The sequence below is a fragment of the Streptomyces sp. NPDC012794 genome, assembly GCF_042901085.1.
Classification (GTDB): domain Bacteria; phylum Actinomycetota; class Actinomycetes; order Streptomycetales; family Streptomycetaceae; genus Streptomyces.
In genome coordinates, this window is sequence record NZ_JBIBCI010000013.1 from 1 (window position 1) to 18,464 (window position 18,464).

Genomic DNA, 18,464 nt, shown 5'->3' on the forward strand with positions numbered 1-18,464 from the left:
TACTGCAGGGGGGACCCTGTGGGAGAGTAGGACGCCGCCGAACAATCATTGTGGGAAAGCCCCGCACCTTCTGGTGCGGGGCTTTTCTGCGTTCAGGGCCGTTTTCCGGGCGCCGTACCGGCGTCGGAGTGGCCGGCCCGCTTCACCACCTTGGTCAGGCCGGTCACCGGATCCCCCATGTTCGTGGCGTTCTGGTGGGTGCCCGACCAGCCTGTCCATCGGTGTCACCGAACACCACCGGAGGCTACAGGCGGCCGGCGGCCTTCAGGGCGAGGTAGGTGTCCGCCAGGGCGGGGGCCAGGGTGTCCGGGGTGGCGTCGACGACGTGGACGCCGTGGCGGGTGAGCTGCTCCGCCGTGCGGCGGCGCTGGGACTGGGTCTGGGTGGCGGCCGCGGCCTCGTAGACGGCGTCCAGGGAACCGCGTGCGGCGGCCATCGCGGCGATGTGGGGGTCCGCCACCGAGGCCAGGATGACCGTGTGGCGCTGGGTGAGCCGGGGGAGGAGCGGCAGCAGGCCCTCTTCGACGGGGGCCGCGTCGAGGGTCGTCAGGAGGACCACCAGCGAGCGGCGCGGGGCGCTGCGGAGGATGGTGGAGACCAGGGTGCGGGAGTCGGTCTCGACGAGTTCCGGTTCGAGGCCGGCCATGGCGTTCACGAAGGCCGGGAGGGTGTCTGCGGCGGAGCGGCCCTGGACCTGGGCGCGGGGGCGGCGGCCGTGGGCCAGCAGGTCGACGCGGTCGCCGGCGCGCGTCGCCAGGGCGGCCAGCAGCAGGGCGGCGTCCATGGCGGAGTCCAGTCGGGGTGCGTCGCCGACGCGTCCGGCCGAGGTGCGGCCGGTGTCGAGGCAGATCAGGATGTGGCGATCGCGTTCGGGCCGCCAGGTGCGGACGGCGACCTCCTGCCGGCGGGCGGTGGCGCGCCAGTCGATGGAGCGGGTGTCGTCGCCCGGGACGTAGTCGCGCAGGCTGTCGAACTCGGTGCCCTCACCGCGCGTCAGCAGGCTGGTGCGGCCGTCGAGTTCGCGCAGGCGCGCGAGGCGGGACGGGAGGTGCTTGCGGCTGGTGAAGGGCGGCAGGACGCGGACCGTCCAGGGGACGTCGTGGGAGCCCTGGCGGGCCCACAGGCCGAGCGGGCCGTACGAGCGGACGGTGACGAGCGCGGCCTTGCGGTCGCCGCGCCGGGTGGGGCGCAGGCGGGTCGTGAGGCGGCGGCGTTCCCCCGCGGGGACGGTCAGCGCGTGGCGGGAGGCGGCCGTCTCGGTGCCGGGCTGCCAGCTGCTGGGGGGCCAGGCGTCGCGGAGACGGGCGCGCAGTGTGCGGGTGCCGGGGTTGGTGACGGTGAGGTGGACGTCGGCGGTGTCGCCGAGGCGGACCGTGGTGGCACCCGTTCGGGTGAGCCGCAGGCCGCGTACGGGGGCGGCGAGGGCGTAGTCGACGGCGCAGGCGAGGCCGAGGGTGCCGTTGACGGCGAGGAGGCCCGTCCAGCTCGGTTCGAGGATGCCGACGGGGAGGCTGCCGAGTGCCGCGAGCAGGGCGGCGCGTCCGGTGAGGGCCATCAGCGGGGGACGGGGACGTGGGTGAGGATCGCGGAGATGACCGCGTCGGCGGTGACGCCCTCCATTTCGGCTTCCGGGCGCAGCTGCACGCGGTGGCGCAGGGTGGGCAGGGCGAGGGCCTTCACGTCGTCGGGGGTGACGTAGTCGCGGCCGGTGAGCCAGGCCCAGGCGCGGGACGTGGCCAGGAGGGCGGTCGCGCCGCGGGGGGAGACGCCGAGGGTCAGGGAGGGCGATTCGCGGGTGGCGCGGCAGATGTCGACGACGTAGGCGGTGATCTCGGGGGAGACGGTGGTCTCCTCGACGGCCTTGCGGGCGGCTTCGAGCTCCTGGGCGCCGGCGACGGGGCGGATGCCCGCCGCGTGCAGGTCGCGCGGGTCGAAGCCGGCGGCGTGCCGGGTCAGGACGCCGATCTCGTCCTCGCGGGAGGGCAGGGGGACGGTGAGCTTGAGGAGGAAGCGGTCCAGCTGGGCTTCGGGGAGGGGGTACGTGCCCTCGTACTCGACGGGGTTCATGGTGGCGGCGACGAGGAAGGGTTCGGGGAGCCGGCGCGGGGTGCCGTCGACGGTGACCTGACGCTCCTCCATCGCCTCGAGGAGCGAGGACTGGGTCTTGGGGGGCGTGCGGTTGATCTCGTCCGCGAGGAGGAGGTTGGTGAAGACGGGGCCGTCCTGGAAGGAGAACTCGGCGGTGCGGGCGTCGTAGACGAGGGAGCCGGTGACGTCGCTCGGCATCAGGTCGGGGGTGAACTGGACGCGCTTGGTGTCGAGTGCGAGGGAGGCCGCGAGGGCGCGGACGAGGAGGGTCTTGGCGACGCCGGGGACGCCTTCGAGGAGGACGTGGCCGCGGCACAGGAGTGCGACGACGAGGCCGGTGACGGCGGAGTCCTGGCCGACCACGGCCTTCGCGATCTCGGTGCGGAGCGCTTCCAGGGAGGAGCGGGCGCTGTCCGTGGTGGCCGTCATGAGGTGCGGACCTCTCTTTCGAGGGCGTCGAGGTGGTCGGCGAGCGCGACGAGTGCCGCGTCGTCTGCGGGGGTGGTGCCGAAGAGGGTGGTGGCCGTGTCGGGTCCGGCCGTGCGGGTCAGGCGGGCGGTGACGGCGGGGACCAGGGCGGCGGGGTCGTGGGCCTGGGCGGGCGGTACGCCGACCAGCGCGGCGAGGCGTTCGCGGGCGGCGGCGCGCAGCACGGTGGCGGCGCGGTCGCGGGCGGAGGCCTTGCGGTAGAGGCGGGCGCGGCCCTCGGTGGTCTCGGAGGCGCGGATGGCGACGGGCAGGTTCTCGGTGACGAGGGGGCCGAGGCGGCGGGCGCGCCAGAGGGCGGCGAGGGCGGCGGCGACGAACAGCTGGAGCAGTGCCCAGAGCCAGCCGGACGGGACGAGGTCGAGGAGGCTCTTCTCCTCGGCGGGGCCGTCGGCGGGCATGTCCGCGAGGGTGGGCAGGTACCAGACGAGGCCGGGGCGGGAGCCGAGGAGCTGGAGGGCGAGGGAGGCGTTGCCTTCCTCGGCGAGGTGCCGGTTGAGCAGGATCCTCTCGGAGCCGAGGAGGACGGTGTCGCCACCCTTGGCGGTGCCGGGGAGTACGAGGACGGTGGGGTGGCCGTCGCTGGGGTAGCAGGCGGTGGCTCCGGGGTGGCCGGTTCCGTAGCTGAGGCCGCCGCCGGTGCCGGCGCGGCCGGCGGTGGTGGCGGCGGGCAGGGCGCAGGCGGGGTCGAGGTCGTCGCCGTGGGCGGAGGACTCGGTGTGGGTGGCGGGGGCCAGGTCGGGGAGGCCGGGGCCGCTGGGGGCGATGAGGACGGTGCGGCCGCCGGAGCGGTCCATGGCGGAGTGGACGGCGCGTCGCTGGGGTTCGCCGAGGAGGTCGGGGTCGGTGATGAGCAGGGTGGTTCCGGGGCCGGCCGCGGCGGCGGCGTCGGTCGCGCTGGTGACCACGCGGGTGGTGACGCCGCGCTCCTTGAGGAGCTGGGCGATGGCGCGGCTGCCGTCGCGGTCGGCGGAGCGCGGGTCGAGGCGGCCGTGGTGGTCGCCGGCCTGGAGTCCGGCGAGGAGGACGGCGGCGGCGAGGAGGATGCCGAGTGCGAGGAGCGGGCCGCGGGCGCGGGCCCAGAGCTGGGCGCCGCTGGGGGCGGTGGAGGTCCGACCGTCGCCCCTGCCGGGCCCGTACGGGGTGGCGGGGGCCGGGGTGGGGTCCGTGGGGCCGGTCATACGGTGGGTCCCGTCAGGAGCGGCTTGGCGCGTTCCAGGGCGAGGTCGAGTGTGCGCAGGCGGGCGTAGGCGTCGGGGTCGGCGGTGCGGCCGCCGTAGGTGACGTCGTCGAAGGCGCGTGCGGCGGAGCGGAGGGCGGCGGCGTGCTCGGGGAGGGAGCGGGCGGCTTCGGCGGCGGCTTCGTCGGCGGTGCGGCCGGGGCGGGGGTCGAGGAGGGTGCGTTCCTCGAGGGAGCGGACGACGGCGCGCATGCGTTCCTGGACGGCCTCGTTCCAGCGGCCGGCCGCGGCGTGGGCGTCGGCGGCGGTGCGGTGGTCGGAGGCGCTGCGAGGGCCTTCGTCGAAGAGGGTGCCGGGGCCGGTGGCGGTGCGGCGGGGGGTGCCGAGCCGCCACCAGAGGGCGGCGATGAGGAGGACGAGCACCACGGCGATGGCGAGGAGGCCGGCCCAGCCGCCGGGGGCGACTCCGGAGGCCCCGTCGAGGACGTCCCCGAGCCACTCCCAGAAGCGGTCCAGGGCGCGCTCCAGCAGCCCGGGCTCCTCCTGGTGGTAGGCGGGCTCGGCCAGCTCGCGTTCGGCCGCCTCGCGGGCGGCCTCGCGCGGGGTGGTCAGCGGCGGTGTCTCGGCGGCGGGCAGCAGGGCCGCGGTGCTGGTGGTGATGAGTCCCCCCGTGCTCATCGGTGGGTCAGCCCGCGGGCCGGTCGGCGGGGCTCGTGGCGCCGTAGCCGTCCAGGCCGGCGGCGCGGGCGAGCTCCAGGTCGAGGGCCTCGCGGCGGATGCGCTGGTCGATGTAGAGGAGGGTCGTGACGCCGGTCTGCATGGGCACGGTGACGGTGGCGCCGACGACCCCGCCGATCGCGCTGATGATCAGGAAGGCCCAGCTCGGTGCGGCGGAGCCGTTGAAGAGGCTGGTGAGGCCTTCGGGGGCGGCGAGGAGGGCGACGCCCACGAAGGGCGTCACGATCACCATGGCGGTGATGGTGCGGATCGCCCAGATCAGCAGGCTGATGCCGAAGATCCGCCACCAGGAGCCCTTGACCAGCTTCGTGGACCGTTTGAGGGCGGTGACCGCCGAGCCGCGTTCCAGCATCAGCGCGGGCGGGGCCAGCGCGAAGGTCACGTAGAACCAGGCCAGGAGCACGAAGCCGAAGGGGACGCCGAGGGCGGTCAGCAGGGCGCTGCCCGCGAGGATGCCCGGGAGCATCGGGAGCAGGACGGCGGCGACGGAGCCGAGGAGCAGCAGGCCGGTCAGGGCGAGCATGCGGGGGGCGAGCGGGCGTACGGCCTTCAGGGTGCCGGAGACGGTGGACGCCTGGCCGAGGACGGCGCGGCTGACGACGGGTGCCAGCAGGGCGGTGATCAGGAGCAGCCCGAGGATTTCCAGGAAGTACTGGAGGGCGTAGAACAGGGCGGTGTTGCCCATGACCTCGGTGGCCTGGGCCCGGGTGAGGTCTTCGTCGGCGACCGGGAGGCCGTCCAGCCAGGCGCGCTGGACGAGGAGCAGGACGATCTGGGTGAGGGCGGCGACTACCAGGCTGACGGAGAGCACGGGACGCCAGTGGCCGCGCAGGGTGCTGACCGCGCCGTCGAGGATCTCGCCCAGGCCCAGGGGGCGCAGGGGGATCACGCCGGGCTTGGCGGCGGGCGGGGTGCTGTCCCAGCCGCCCGGGTACGGGTTGCCGGGCTGCGTTCCCCAGCCGGGGTTCTGCCGCTGCTGCGGGTTCGGGGCGGGCTGCGGGGCGGGGCCGGGCGCGGGGCTCGACCACTGGCCGGGCGGCGGCTGGGCGGCGGACCACTTGCTGCCGGCGCCGGGGGCGGTGCCCTCGCCGGAGCCGGTGCCCTCGCCGGGGGCGGTGCCGGACGGCTGGGCGGCCGGCCGGCCGGCGTCGGAGCCCTGGCCGTCGGACGGGGATCCGGGCGCGGCCCAGCCCGGAGAGTCGTTCATCGTCGCTCCTTCACGTGCACCTGCCGTGGCGGGCGCGCTGGTCGGCTGCCATCGTGCCATGGGGGCGCTCCGCGGGGACCGGCCGTCCCCCGGATCCCGCTCCGCCCGCCCTTCAATTGTCGCGCGGATCCGGGGCAGACTGGGCGTCCTGATCTCCACGCAGGTCCGAGGGGCGATTTCCAGCCCTTTTGGCTGTGGGGCAGCTCACCGCCGGGTAACGATTAGCTAATGGGATGATGTCAACCATGAAGGGACGCGTCCTTGTCGTCGACGACGACACCGCGCTGGCCGAGATGCTCGGCATTGTGCTGCGTGGAGAAGGTTTTGAGCCGTCGTTCGTAGCGGACGGTGACAAGGCACTGGCTGCCTTCCGGGAGGCCAAGCCGGACCTCGTGCTGCTCGACCTCATGCTGCCCGGACGGGACGGCATAGAGGTGTGCAGGCTGATCCGGGCCGAGTCGGGCGTGCCTATTGTCATGCTCACCGCCAAGAGCGACACGGTGGACGTGGTGGTCGGCCTGGAGTCCGGCGCCGACGACTACATCGTCAAGCCGTTCAAGCCGAAGGAGCTGGTGGCCCGTATCAGGGCGCGTCTGCGCCGGTCGGAGGAGCCCGCGCCCGAGCAGCTCGCCATCGGTGACCTGGTCATCGACGTGGCGGGGCACTCGGTCAAGCGCGACGGCGCCTCCATCGCGCTGACTCCGCTGGAGTTCGACCTGCTGGTCGCCCTCGCCCGCAAGCCCTGGCAGGTCTTCACCCGCGAGGTGCTGCTGGAGCAGGTCTGGGGCTACCGGCACGCGGCGGACACCCGCCTGGTCAACGTGCACGTGCAGCGCCTGCGCTCCAAGGTCGAGAAGGACCCGGAGCGCCCCGAGATCGTCGTGACGGTGCGCGGTGTCGGCTACAAGGCCGGACCCAGCTGACGTGCAGCCCGGCAAGGCCCGGGGCGGCTCCCGCCGGGGAGCCCTGCGGGGCGCCCGGCTGCTCCAGGACGGAGCACCCGGCGGCCCCCTCCTGCGGCTGTGCGTACGCCTCGTACGCCGGCCGCTGCTTCCGGCTGTCCGGATCTGGCGGCGCAACATCCAGCTCCGGGTGGTCGCCGCCACCCTGCTGATGTCGCTCGCCGTGGTCCTCGCGCTCGGCTTCGTCGTCATCGCCCAGGTCTCCAAGGGGCTCCTCGACGCCAAGGAGGAAGCCGCCCAGAGCCAGGCCGCCGGAGGGTTCGCGGTCGCACAGGAGAAGGCCAACACCCCCTTCGCCGCCGACGGGCCCGACGCCACCGACAACAAGGTCGGCAGGGACGCCAGCACCTGGATGAACTCGCTCGTCAAACAGCTCGCCAGCGGCGGCCAGACCGCCTTCGAGGTGGTCGCGCTCGGCGCCGGCACCGGCGAGCAGGCCGCACCGGGCGCCCAGGGAGTCAAGGGCGCCCGCGCCTCCGGGAACGTCGATCCGACCGCGAGCGTCCCGCCGGCGCTGCGCCGCTCCGTCAACCACGCCACCGGCACTTTCAAGACGTTCTGGCAGATCCGGTACACCGCCGGGGCCGGGGAGAAGCCCCCGGCGCCCGCGCTGGTCATCGGCAAGCGGCTCACCGACATCAACGGCGACCCGTACGACCTGTACTACCTCTTCCCGCTGACCCAGGAGGAGGAGTCCCTCAACCTGGTCAAGGTCACCATCGCCACGGCCGGCGTGTTCGTGGTCGTGCTGCTCGGCGCCATCGCCTGGCTCGTGGTGCGCCAGGTCGTCACTCCGGTCCGGATGGCCGCCGGGATCGCCGAGCGGCTCTCGGCCGGGCGGCTCCAGGAGCGGATGAAGGTCACCGGCGAGGACGACATCGCCCGTCTGGGCGAGGCCTTCAACAAGATGGCGCAGAACCTCCAGAGCAAGATCCAGCAGCTGGAGGACCTGTCCCGGCTGCAGCGCCGGTTCGTCTCGGACGTCTCGCACGAGCTGCGGACCCCCCTCACGACGGTCCGGATGGCCGCCGACGTCATCCACGACGCGCGGGTCGACTTCGACCCCGTCACCGCCCGTTCCGCCGAACTCCTGGCCGGGCAGCTCGACCGGTTCGAGTCTCTGCTCGCCGACCTGCTGGAGATCAGCCGCTTCGACGCGGGCGCCGCCGACCTCCAGGCCGAGCCCATCGACCTGCGGGACGTCGTACGCCGCGTCATCGACGGCGCCGAACCGCTCGCGGAGCACAAGGGCACCCGGATCCGGGTCCTCGGCGACACCCAGCCCGTCATAGCCGAGGCCGATGCCCGGCGCGTGGAGCGGGTCCTGCGCAACCTCGTGGTCAACGCCGTCGAGCACGGCGAGGGCCGCGACGTGGTGGTGCGGCTGGCCTCGGCCGGCGGGGCCGTCGCGGTCGCCGTCCGCGACTACGGGGTCGGGCTCAAGCCCGGCGAGGCCACCCGCGTCTTCAACCGCTTCTGGCGGGCCGACCCGGCGCGGGCGCGCACGACCGGCGGCACCGGCCTCGGCCTGTCCATCGCCGTCGAGGACGCCCGCCTGCACGGCGGCTGGCTCCAGGCCTGGGGCGAGCCCGGCGGGGGCTCCCAGTTCCGCCTGACCCTGCCCCGGACCGCCGACGAGCCCCTGCGCGGATCCCCGATCCCGCTGGAGCCCGAGGACTCCCGGGCCAACCGCGCCAAGGCCGCCGCCGGCGACCCCGGACGCGCGGGCGGGCCCGGCGGACCCGGCACGAAGCCCGACGGCCGCACCGAGCGGCCCGACCGCGACCCGATACCGCCCAGGCCGGCGGTCGCCACCGCCCAGCCGGTGCCCGCCGACCCCACGGCGCTGCCCGGCAACGGCTCCCGGGTCGTGGCCAGGCCCGCCGATCAGAGCGCAGCACAGGAGGATGGATCCGGTGGAGGACGCTGAGCGCGCGCCGGCAGGCGTACGGGGCCGCCTACGGGGCGAACGGGCCGGGACGGCCCGGCGGCACCGGGGCGCCCTGGTCGCGCCGGCCCTGGCGGCCGTCGGACTGCTGATCGGCGGCTGCGCCTCCATGCCCGACCGGGGCGAGATCCGCCGGGTGGAGGCCTCCCAGGGCGTCGACTCGCAGGTCCGCGTCTTCGGTGTGCCGCCGGCCGACAAGGCCAGCCCGGCCGACATCGTCGACGGCTTCCTGGAGGCCATGACCAGCGACGACCCGCAGCTGGCGACCGCCCGCAAGTACCTCACCCAGGACGCCGCGGACAACTGGCGGCCCGGCTCGGCCGTCACCGTGCTCTCGGCGGGCCTCGGCCGGGTCCCCGCCCCGGGGGACAAGGAGTCCGAGGAACCGCGCTGGAAGATCTACGGCAAGAAGCTCGCGACCGTGGACGAGCGCAGCGCGTACCAGCCGGAGACCGGCGGCGGACGCTACGAGGAGTACCTCCAGCTGGTCCAGGTCAACAAGCAGTGGCGGATCGCGACCCCGCCCAGCGGCCTCGTCCTGAGCGAGTCCGACTTCCAGCGCATCTACAAGCCCGTCAACAAGTACTACTTCGCCGGGAACTCGCTCGTCACCGACCCGGTGTACGTGCGCCAGCGCACCGACCCCGACTCCCGCCGGGACCCGACCACGCAGACCGTCCAGTCCCTGCTGGCCGGGCCCTCCAAGTGGCTCGGCCCGGTCGTCTCCACCGCCTTCCCCACCGGCAGCGAACTGCGCGAGGGCACCAAGTCGCTCTCGTACGACGGCCAGAACACCCTGCGCGTCCCGCTCAACCCCATCGCCGCGAACGTCGCGCAGCCGCAGTGCCAGAAGATGGCCACCCAAATCCTCTACACCGTCCGTGACCTGACGAGCTCCAAGCTGGACCGGGTCGAACTGCTGCGCCCCGACGGCAAGGCATCGGCGTGCTGGGTCACCGGCTCGGCGGCCGCGGGCATCGCCAACCGCCCGCCGGCGCCCGAGCACCAGTACTACGTCGACAAGGACGACAGGCTCGTGCGGCTGATGCTCGACGCCAACAGCGAGGAGCAGCAGCAGGACAAGCCGGAGCCGGCCCCCGGTCCGCTGGCCACCGCCGCCGGTTTCAAAGTGGGGTCGGCGGCCGTGACGTACGACGAGAAGCGTGCCGCGGTCGTCTCCCGGGACGGGCACAACCTGTTCGTGGTGACCCTGACGACGGCGGGCCCCATGCCGCAGCAGCCGCTGCTGTCCAGCAAGTCCGGGAAGCTCACCGCGCCGAGCTGGGACGCGCGGGGCGACCTGTGGATCGCGGACCTCGACCCGCAGAGCCAGGGCCTGTGGCGGGTGCCGGGTGGTACCGGCACCCCGCAGAAGGTGGACGTCACCGGGCTCGACGGTGGCCGGATCAGCGGGCTGAAGGCCTCCTCCGACGGGGTGCGCATCGCGCTGCTCGTGGAGAAGGAGGGCGGCCGCAAGAACCTGTTCATCGGGCGGATCGAGCGGCCCGAGGGCAAGGGGGACTCCTCGCGGGTCTCGGTGCGCGAGCTGCGCCCCGCGGCTCCCCAGATGGCGGAGGTGACGGCGATGAGCTGGGCGCCGCACGGCCGGCTGCTGGTGGTGGGCCGCGAGAGCGGCGGCGTCGACCAGGCCCGCTACATGCTGGCCGACGGATCGATGGTCGCCGCGAGCCTGCCCGGGGCCACGGGGCTGAGCGCGATCGCGGCCTCGGAGGACGAGAGCAAGCCCGTGGTCGCCGCCTCCAGCGAGGACGGCATCGTGTGGCTGCCGTCGGGCGCGCAGTGGCGGACCGTGGCGGCGGGAGCCCGGGCCCCGGTGTACCCGGGCTGACGTGCGGGGCGGCACCCCGCCGCGGCGGCCGTCCACAGGGGTCGCGGGCTTGCGCGCGGCCCGTCAGGGTGGACGGGTGCGGGAGTGGTGGCGGGAGCTGGCCGGGCTGGTCCTGCCGGCGGAGTGCGCCGGCTGCGGGGCCGGGCGCGTGCTGCTGTGCGGGGCGTGCCGGTACGCCCTGAGCGGGACGGGCGCGGGGAGGGTGCGTCCGGTGGCGCGCCCCCGGGGCCCGGCCGGGCTGCCCGCGGTGTACGCGGGGGCCCGCTACGAGGGGGCCGTACGGGCCGTCGTACTGGCCCACAAGGAGCGCGGGGCACTGCCCCTGGCCGGCCCGCTCGGGGCCGCCCTCGCGGCGGCCGTGGCCCGTGCGGGGGACGGCGGGGCGCGCGGGGCGGAGCTCGTCCTGGTCCCGGTGCCGTCCGCGCGGCGGGCGGTGCGGGCGCGCGGGCACGACCCGGCGCGGCGGATCGCCCTGGCCGCGTCCGCGCGGCTGCGCCGGGCCGGGGCGCCCGCGCGCGTGGCGCCCGTACTGCGGCTGCGGCGGGCCGTCGCGGACCAGGCGGGGCTGGGTGCGCGGGAGCGGCAGGAGAACCTCGCGGGCGCACTGGAGGTCCGTCCGGGCGGGGCCGCGCTGGCCGCCGGCGCTCGGATCGTGCTCGTGGACGACGTGATCACCACCGGAGCGACGCTCGCGGAGGCGGCCCGGGCGCTGCGCGCGGCGGGCCTGCGGGCGGACGCGGCGGCCGTGGTGGCGGCGCCCGCGCGGTCCTTCCCGGGGGTCCCGGGCGGCCGCGGCCCGGACGGCAACCCGGACAGAGCACAAACCCGTGAATAGATTTGGAACCCCGGGGGAATGCGCATCGTTGCAGGTAGTAAGAGGGAACGCCCACCTGATCGGAGGTACGTTCCGGTAGCGGGTGCCGAGAACCGCCTTTGAGAGATATGTTCGGTTGTGAGGAACTGGCGATCCTTCGGCCCCGGGTATCGGAGCACCAGTCCGTCTGTTTATTGGAATCTTCGTATCAGTACCTGTGAGGGGGGCTCTCTCTACTCCGAAGTCGGTGGGATGTAGATCTTGCCGATGGGGGAGGAGGAGGTGAAAGTCGCCAAGTCCGAGGCTCCGGTGTTCACCGGAGCCTGGTGCGAAAGGGAGACGCTTCGCCGTTGGTGGCGGAGGTCTCCGGGAACGGAGTTCTGCGTGGACATCGTCGTCAAGGGCCGCAAGACCGAGGTGCCCGAGCGGTTCCGCAAGCACGTGGCCGAGAAGCTGAATCCGGAGCGGATCCAGAAGCTCGACGCCAAGGTGATCAGCTTGGACGTCGAGGTGTCCAAGGAGCACAACCCGCGGCAGGCCGACCGTTCCGACCGCGTGGAGATCACTCTGCACTCGCGGGGCCCGGTGATCCGTGCCGAGGCCGCCGCCGCCGACCCGTACGCGGCGCTCGACCTGGCACAGGACAAGCTGGAGGCCCGGCTGCGCAAGCAGCACGACAAGCGCTTCACCCGCCGTGGCACCGGACGGCTCTCGGCGGCCGAGGTCGCCGACCGCGTGCCGGGCGTCGCCACCCTCAACAGCAACGGCGAGCCGGTCTACGAGGACATGGAGGAAGGGGTTCCGGTCAAGCGGATCGGCTCCCTCGAAGTCCAGGGCGAAGGCCCTCTCATCGTCCGGGAGAAGACCCACTCGGCCCGGCCGATGTCACTCGACCAGGCTCTGTACGAAATGGAACTGGTCGGCCACGACTTCTATCTGTTCGTCGACTCCGAGACCAAGATGCCCAGCGTCGTCTACCGCCGCCACGCCTACGACTACGGCGTGATCCACGTGGACCCCGACGGCGCGTCGAGCTCGGAGCCCTCCGGAGCGGGCGCGGGCGGCGCGCTCGGAGGCTGAAAATCAACCGTTGCCCCCGCGGAACGCACGGCGTTCCGCGGGGGCGCCCGTATGACTCGTATGAGCCATACGGATTTCGCCAGAACCCCGACCCGCAGCGCGGGCATGGAATCATGTCGGGCAGTCAACCGGCGGCCGACCCCGCCGGGTTGGCCCAGCAGCTCAGCACATGCAGGGGGAGGAACGATGGCGGACAGCTTCGGGCCGGCGCGCGGTGACGACGACGGTGCCGGCTGCCGTGGCGCGCAGGGCCCGGCCGGTGAGCCGATCCGGGTGCTCGTGGTCGACGACCACGCCCTCTTCCGGCGCGGACTGGAGATCGTCCTCGCCCAGGAGGAGGACATCCAGGTCGTCGGCGAGGCCGGGGACGGGGCGGAGGCCGTGGACAAGGCCGCCGACCTGCTGCCGGACATCGTGCTGATGGACGTACGGATGCCGCGGCGCGGCGGGATCGAGGCGTGCACCTCGATCAAGGAGGTCGCCCCCTCCGCGAAGATCATCATGCTGACGATCAGCGACGAGGAAGCGGACCTCTACGACGCCATCAAGGCGGGCGCCACCGGGTACCTGCTCAAGGAGATCTCCACGGACGAGGTCGCCACGGCGATCCGCGCGGTCGCCGACGGGCAGTCGCAGATCAGCCCCTCCATGGCGTCGAAGCTGCTCACCGAGTTCAAGTCGATGATCCAGCGCACCGACGAACGGCGGCTGGTCCCGGCACCGCGGCTGACCGACCGGGAGCTGGAGGTCCTCAAGCTGGTGGCCACGGGGATGAACAACCGGGACATCGCCAAACAGCTGTTCATCTCCGAGAACACCGTGAAGAACCACGTGCGCAACATCCTGGAGAAGCTCCAGCTGCACTCCCGGATGGAGGCCGTCGTGTACGCGATGCGGGAGAAGATCCTGGAGATCCGCTAACCGCCCCGGGGCAGCCCTCAGGGCCGCCGGGCGGCCAGTTCCGCCGAGACGGCCGCCGCCTCCCGGGCGTCCTGCGCGCGCTCCACCCGTACCTCCTCGCACCCCACCCACCGGGCGGCCTCCCACAGGGCCTCGGCCATCGCGCCCGCCGCCCCGGGCGAGGCCAGCGAGAGCTGGCGGGCCACCAGCGTGCGGCCCTCACGGCCCGGGTCGACGCGCCCCTGGAGCCGGCCGCCGGCCAGCAGCGGCATCGCGAAGTACCCGTGTATCCGCTTCGGTTTGGGGACGTACGCCTCCAGGCGGTGCGTGAACCCGAAGATCCGCTCGGTGCGGGGACGGTCCCACACCAGCGAGTCGAACGGGGACAGCAGCGTCGTACGGTGGCGGCCGCGCGGGGCGGTGGCCAGCGCGGCGGGATCCGCCCAGGCGGGCCTGCCCCAGCCCTCCACCGTCACCGGCACCAGCCCGGAGTCCGCGATCACCGCGTCGACCTGCTCCCCCTTGAGCCGGTGGTAGTCCGCGATGTCGGCGCGGGTGCCCACCCCCAGGGACTGCCCGGCCAGCGCGACCAGGCGGCGCAGGCACTCGCGGTCGTCCAGGTCGTCGTGGAGCAGGGCGTCCGGCACGGCCCGCTCGGCCAGGTCGTAGACCCGCTTCCAGCCGCGCCGCTCGCAGCAGACCACCTCACCGGTGTCGAGCAGCCACTCCACGGCGATCTTGGTCTCGGACCACTCGAACCACTCGCCGCCGTTCTTCGCGCCGCCCAGCTCGGTGGAGGTCAGCGGGCCGTCCGCCTTCAGCCGGTCCAGGACCGCCCGCGTCGAGAGCTCCTTGTCCTGGAGCACGTGCCAGCGGTGGCCGCGCGCCCGGCGCTCCCGGCGGCGGAACGCGAAGTGCGGCCACTCCTCGATCGGCAGGATGCACGCCGCGTGCGACCAGTACTCGAAGGCGTGACTGTCGCTCCAGTACGCCTTCTCCACCGCCTCCCGGCCCACCGCGCCCAGGCGCGCGTACGGGATCAGCTCGTGCGAACGGGCCAGTACCGAGATGGTGTCCAGTTGCACGGCGCCCAGATGGCGCAGCACCCCCCGGACGCCGCCCCGGCGGTCGGGCGCCCCGAGGAACCCCTGCGCACGCAGGGCGATCCGGCGCGCCTCGTCGGCGGACAGCGAGAGCATCGTCATGCCGCGAGCCTAGGGGGCGGCACTGACAGCGGGCAGGTACGGGAGGGGCGAGGGCAGGCCGAGGTCGCCGGGCAGCAGGGCGCCGACCCAGCAGTCGCGCAGGGTGCCGCGCAGGTCGAGCGCGGCGCGCAGGGTGCCCTCGACGCGGAAACCGGCCCTTTCCGCGACGGCCCGCGAGGCCGCGTTGCCCACGGCGGCGCGCCACTCCAGCCGGCCGGCGCCGACCTCGGTGAACAGCCAGCGGGCGACCCCGCCGAGGGCCTCCGTCATGTAGCCGCGGCCGCGGTGCTCCGCGGCGGCCCAGTAGCCGACCTCGTACGTCTGGGGGCCGCGCACGTGCACGCCCACGGCGGCGACCAGCGGGCCCCGCGCCCCGAGCCGCACCGCGAAGCCGTACTCGCGGTCCTCGCGCCAGCCGCCGGGGGAGATCTCGTCCACCCAGGCGCGCGCGTGCGCCCGCTCGTACGGGGAGGGCACGACCGTCCAGCGCTGGATGTCGGGGTCCTGGCAGGCGGCGTACACCTCCTCCGCGTCGTCGGGGGCGAAGGGCCTCAGCAGGAGGCGTTCGGTGGTCAGCGTGACGGGCTCCATGAACGGAGTGTGGCGGAGCGGGGTAACCCGGGCGAGGGGTTTTCGTTCGCACCGGCACCGAATGCGGTCCCCGTACGTTCTCATTCCGGGCGCCCGTGCCCTGCGGACACGGCGGACCTCCCGACGCGACCACGTCCTCGCTTACGATGGCCGTTGCGGTGGGGCCCACCTGCCGTGCCCGGCTACGTAAAGTGCCCAGGCCCGACCGGCAAGGAGACCAGCCTCAGTGTCCGTCTTCAACAAGCTCATGCGTGCAGGCGAAGGCAAGATCCTGCGCAAACTGCACCGCATCGCGGACCAGGTCAACTCCATCGAAGAGGACTTCGTCAACCTCTCCGACGCCGAGTTGCGCGCGCTCACGGACGAGTACAAGCAGCGCTACCAGGACGGCGAGAGCCTCGACGACCTGCTGCCGGAGGCCTTCGCGACGGTCCGCGAGGCCGCCAAGCGCGTCCTCGGCCAGCGGCACTACGACGTGCAGATCATGGGTGGCGCGGCGCTGCACCTCGGCTACGTCGCCGAGATGAAGACCGGTGAGGGCAAGACCCTCGTCGGCACCCTCCCCGCCTACCTGAACGCCCTCTCGGGCAAGGGCGTCCACCTGATCACGGTGAACGACTACCTCGCCGAGCGCGACTCCGAGATGATGGGCCGGGTTCACAAGTTCCTCGGTCTGAACGTCGGCTGCATCCTGGCCAACATGTCGCCGGCCCAGCGCCGCGAGCAGTACGACTGCGACATCACGTACGGCACGAACAACGAGTTCGGCTTCGACTACCTGCGCGACAACATGGCGTGGTCGAAGGACGAGCTGGTGCAGCGCGGCCACAACTTCGCCGTGGTCGACGAGGTCGACTCGATCCTCGTCGACGAGGCCCGCACCCCGCTGATCATCTCCGGCCCGGCCGACCAGGCCACCAAGTGGTACGCCGACTTCGCCAAGCTGGTCACCCGCCTGACCAAGGGCGAGGCGGGCAACCCGCTCAAGGGCATCGAGGAGACCGGCGACTACGAGGTCGACGAGAAGAAGCGCACCGTCGCCATCCACGAGGCCGGTGTCGCCAAGGTCGAGGACTGGCTCGGCATCGACAACCTCTACGAGTCGGTGAACACCCCGCTCGTCGGCTACCTCAACAACGCGATCAAGGCCAAGGAACTCTTCAAGGCCGACAAGGACTACGTCGTCATCGACGGCGAGGTCATGATCGTCGACGAGCACACCGGTCGCATCCTCGCCGGCCGCCGCTACAACGAGGGCATGCACCAGGCGATCGAGGCGAAGGAAGGGGTGGACATCAAGGACGAGAACCAGACCCTCGCCACGATCACCCTGCAGAACTTCTTCCGCCTCTACTCGAAGCTCTCCGGCATGACCGGTACGGCCATGACCGAGGCCGCCGAGTTCCACCAGATCTACAAGCTCGGCGTCGTCCCGATCCCCACCAACCGCTCGATGCAGCGCAAGGACCAGCCCGACCTCATCTACCGCACCGAGGTCGCCAAGTTCGCCGCCGTCGTCGACGACATCGCGGAGAAGCACGAGAAGGGCCAGCCGATCCTCGTCGGCACCACCTCGGTCGAGAAGTCCGAGTACCTCTCGCAGCAGCTCTCCAAGCGCGGCATCCCGCACGAGGTGCTCAACGCCAAGCAGCACGAGCGCGAGGCACAGATCGTCGCCCAGGCCGGCCGCCGCGGCGCCGTCACGGTCGCCACGAACATGGCCGGCCGCGGTACCGACATCAAGCTCGGCGGCAACCCGGACGACCTCGCCGAGGCGGAGCTGCGCCAGCGCGGCCTCGACCCGGAGGAGCACATCGAGGAGTGGGCACACGCCCTGCCCGAGGCGCTCGCCAGGGCCGAGGCGGCCGTGAAGGCCGAGTTCGAGGAGGTAAAGGAGCTCGGAGGGCTGTATGTGCTGGGCACCGAGCGCCACGAGTCGCGCCGCATCGACAACCAGCTCCGCGGCCGCTCAGGCCGACAGGGCGACCCGGGCGAGTCCCGCTTCTACCTGTCGCTCGGCGACGACCTGATGCGCCTCTTCAAGGCGCAGATGGTCGAGCGGGTCATGTCCATGGCCAACGTGCCGGACGACGTCCCGATCGAGAACAAGATGGTGACGCGCGCGATCGCGTCCGCCCAGTCGCAGGTCGAGACCCAGAACTTCGAGACCCGCAAGAACGTCCTGAAGTACGACGAGGTCCTCAACAGCCAGCGCGAGGTCATCTACGGCGAGCGCCGCCGCGTCCTGGAGGGCGAGGACCTGCACGAGCAGGTGCGCTTCTTCATGGACGACACCATCGACGCCTACATCGCGGCCGAGACGGTCGAGGGCTTCGCCGAGGAGTGGGACCTCGACCGTCTGTGGGGCGCCTTCAAGCAGCTCTACCCGATCAAGGTGACGGTGGAGGAGCTGGAGGAGGCGGCCGGCGACCGCGCGGGCATCACCGCCGAGTTCATCGCCGAGTCCGTCAAGGACGACATCCACCAGCAGTACGAGGCGCGCGAGAAGACCCTCGGCTCCGAGGTCATGCGCGAGCTGGAGCGCCGCGTGGTGCTGTCGGTGCTGGACCGCAAGTGGCGCGAGCACCTCTACGAGATGGACTACCTGCAGGAAGGCATCGGCCTGCGGGCGATGGCCCAGAAGGACCCGCTGGTCGAGTACCAGCGGGAGGGCTTCGACATGTTCAACGCCATGATGGAAGGCATCAAGGAGGAGTCCGTCGGCTACCTGTTCAACCTGGAGGTCCAGGTCGAGCAGCAGGTCGAGGAGCTCCCGGTGCAGGCCGCGGCGCCGTCCATGGTGAAGGAGCCGGTCCCGGCGGCGCGCCCGGAGATCCGCGCCAAGGGCCTGGAGGCCCCGCAGCGCCCGGACCGGCTGCACTTCTCCGCCCCGACGGTCGACGGTGAGGGCGGCGTCATCGAGGGCGACTTCGACGCGGACGCCGCGGGCGGCGACGGCATGACCCGCGCGGAGCGCCGCAAGGCGCAGAAGGCCTCGGGCGGTCGGCGGCGTAAGAAGTAGCCGGTAGGTAGGGCAGCAGGCAGCAGGTAGTAGGTAGCAGGTAGTAGGTAGCAGGTAGTAGGCGGTCGGGGCCGGGCACCTTGGGTGTCCGGCCCTGGTTGCGTGCGGGGGTCGGTCGGCGTTTCGGGGGCGGGGTTCCGGCGGGGCGGTGTCGGGGCTGGTTTGGGGGTTTCCCGTCAGTCCCATCGTCCTTCCGGTTCGTGCCGGCCCCTCAAGGGCGCTCCTTCGTCGCGTCGCTTCGCGATGTCGCTTCGCTCCACCCTTGACAGGCCGTCCCGCCCCGGAAAGACAAGGACTGCCGGGAAGCCCCCAAAAGAACGGTCACGGGGCAGGAATGGGAGGGGCGGGTGTCTCAGTGATGAGGCGAGGGGCCGGGTGCCGGTCCGCCGGGCAT

The 18,464-nt window shown here is 72.9% G+C and carries 14 protein-coding genes; 7 read left to right on the forward strand and 7 right to left on the reverse strand.

The genetic code is table 11. The features are described from left to right. Positions 1-244: 244 nt before the first annotated feature. Genes ACFY7H_RS23030 through ACFY7H_RS23050 form a run of 5 tightly spaced genes read right to left on the reverse strand, consistent with a single transcriptional unit; the run spans position 245 to position 5,699 of the window. Complete coding sequence (locus ACFY7H_RS23030) at positions 245-1,555, reverse strand: DUF58 domain-containing protein (protein WP_388940756.1); 1,311 nt, start codon at positions 1,553-1,555, stop codon at positions 245-247. After that, a complete protein-coding gene (locus tag ACFY7H_RS23035) occupies positions 1,555-2,517 on the reverse strand; it encodes an AAA family ATPase (RefSeq protein ID WP_388940759.1) in 963 nt (320 codons plus the stop codon). The genes ACFY7H_RS23030 and ACFY7H_RS23035 overlap by 1 nt, the downstream gene beginning before the upstream one ends. Continuing rightward, a complete protein-coding gene (locus tag ACFY7H_RS23040; protein WP_388940761.1) occupies positions 2,514-3,755 on the reverse strand; it encodes a DUF4350 domain-containing protein in 1,242 nt (413 codons plus the stop codon). Before ACFY7H_RS23040 ends, ACFY7H_RS23035 begins: the two co-directional genes overlap by 4 nt. After that, a complete protein-coding gene (locus tag ACFY7H_RS23045; protein WP_388940764.1) occupies positions 3,752-4,432 on the reverse strand; it encodes a DUF4129 domain-containing protein in 681 nt (226 codons plus the stop codon). Before ACFY7H_RS23045 ends, ACFY7H_RS23040 begins: the two co-directional genes overlap by 4 nt. A 7-nt stretch (positions 4,433-4,439) precedes the next feature. Continuing rightward, the gene (locus tag ACFY7H_RS23050) at positions 4,440-5,699 is read right to left on the reverse strand and encodes a hypothetical protein (RefSeq protein ID WP_388940767.1); all 1,260 of its coding nucleotides are present in this window, start codon (positions 5,697-5,699) and stop codon (positions 4,440-4,442) included. A gap of 233 nt (positions 5,700-5,932) precedes the next feature. Here ACFY7H_RS23050 and mtrA point away from each other — a divergent pair, with 233 nt between their 5' ends. From mtrA to ACFY7H_RS23080, 6 genes are all read left to right on the forward strand, one after another. After that, on the forward strand, positions 5,933-6,622 hold the full coding sequence (mtrA, locus tag ACFY7H_RS23055; protein WP_189747360.1) for a two-component system response regulator MtrA: 690 nt from the start codon (positions 5,933-5,935) through the stop codon (positions 6,620-6,622). A 1-nt stretch (position 6,623) separates the two neighbouring features. Continuing rightward, complete coding sequence (gene mtrB, locus ACFY7H_RS23060) at positions 6,624-8,591, forward strand: MtrAB system histidine kinase MtrB (RefSeq protein WP_388940773.1); 1,968 nt, start codon at positions 6,624-6,626, stop codon at positions 8,589-8,591. Next, entirely contained in the window at positions 8,578-10,458 is a 1,881-nt protein-coding gene (locus ACFY7H_RS23065) for an LpqB family beta-propeller domain-containing protein (RefSeq protein WP_388940776.1), read from the forward strand. The genes mtrB and ACFY7H_RS23065 overlap by 14 nt, the downstream gene beginning before the upstream one ends. Positions 10,459-10,534: 76 nt before the next feature. Beyond that, on the forward strand, positions 10,535-11,293 hold the full coding sequence (locus ACFY7H_RS23070) for a ComF family protein (RefSeq protein ID WP_388940778.1): 759 nt from the start codon (positions 10,535-10,537) through the stop codon (positions 11,291-11,293). A 363-nt stretch (positions 11,294-11,656) separates the two neighbouring features. Then, positions 11,657-12,352 (forward strand): ribosome hibernation-promoting factor, HPF/YfiA family, encoded by a 696-nt coding sequence (gene hpf, locus ACFY7H_RS23075; protein WP_007264438.1) that lies wholly within the window; start codon positions 11,657-11,659, stop codon positions 12,350-12,352. Positions 12,353-12,538: 186 nt separating this feature from the next. After that, the gene (locus ACFY7H_RS23080) at positions 12,539-13,273 is read left to right on the forward strand and encodes a response regulator (RefSeq protein ID WP_388940782.1); all 735 of its coding nucleotides are present in this window, start codon (positions 12,539-12,541) and stop codon (positions 13,271-13,273) included. A gap of 17 nt (positions 13,274-13,290) precedes the next feature. On the opposite strand, the gene ACFY7H_RS23085 is transcribed toward ACFY7H_RS23080, so the two are convergent. Both ACFY7H_RS23085 and ACFY7H_RS23090 read right to left on the reverse strand, forming a co-directional pair. Further along, positions 13,291-14,451 carry a winged helix-turn-helix domain-containing protein gene (locus ACFY7H_RS23085; protein WP_388941240.1) on the reverse strand — a complete coding sequence of 387 codons (1,161 nt, stop codon included), beginning with the start codon at positions 14,449-14,451 and terminating at the stop codon, positions 13,291-13,293. Between the two features lie 15 nt (positions 14,452-14,466). Continuing rightward, on the reverse strand, positions 14,467-15,048 hold the full coding sequence (locus ACFY7H_RS23090) for a GNAT family N-acetyltransferase (RefSeq protein ID WP_388940785.1): 582 nt from the start codon (positions 15,046-15,048) through the stop codon (positions 14,467-14,469). Between the two features lie 226 nt (positions 15,049-15,274). On the opposite strand from ACFY7H_RS23090, the gene secA reads away from it, so the two are divergent. Beyond that, a complete protein-coding gene (gene secA, locus ACFY7H_RS23095) occupies positions 15,275-18,070 on the forward strand; it encodes a preprotein translocase subunit SecA (protein ID WP_388940787.1) in 2,796 nt (931 codons plus the stop codon). Positions 18,071-18,464: the final 394 nt, after the last annotated feature.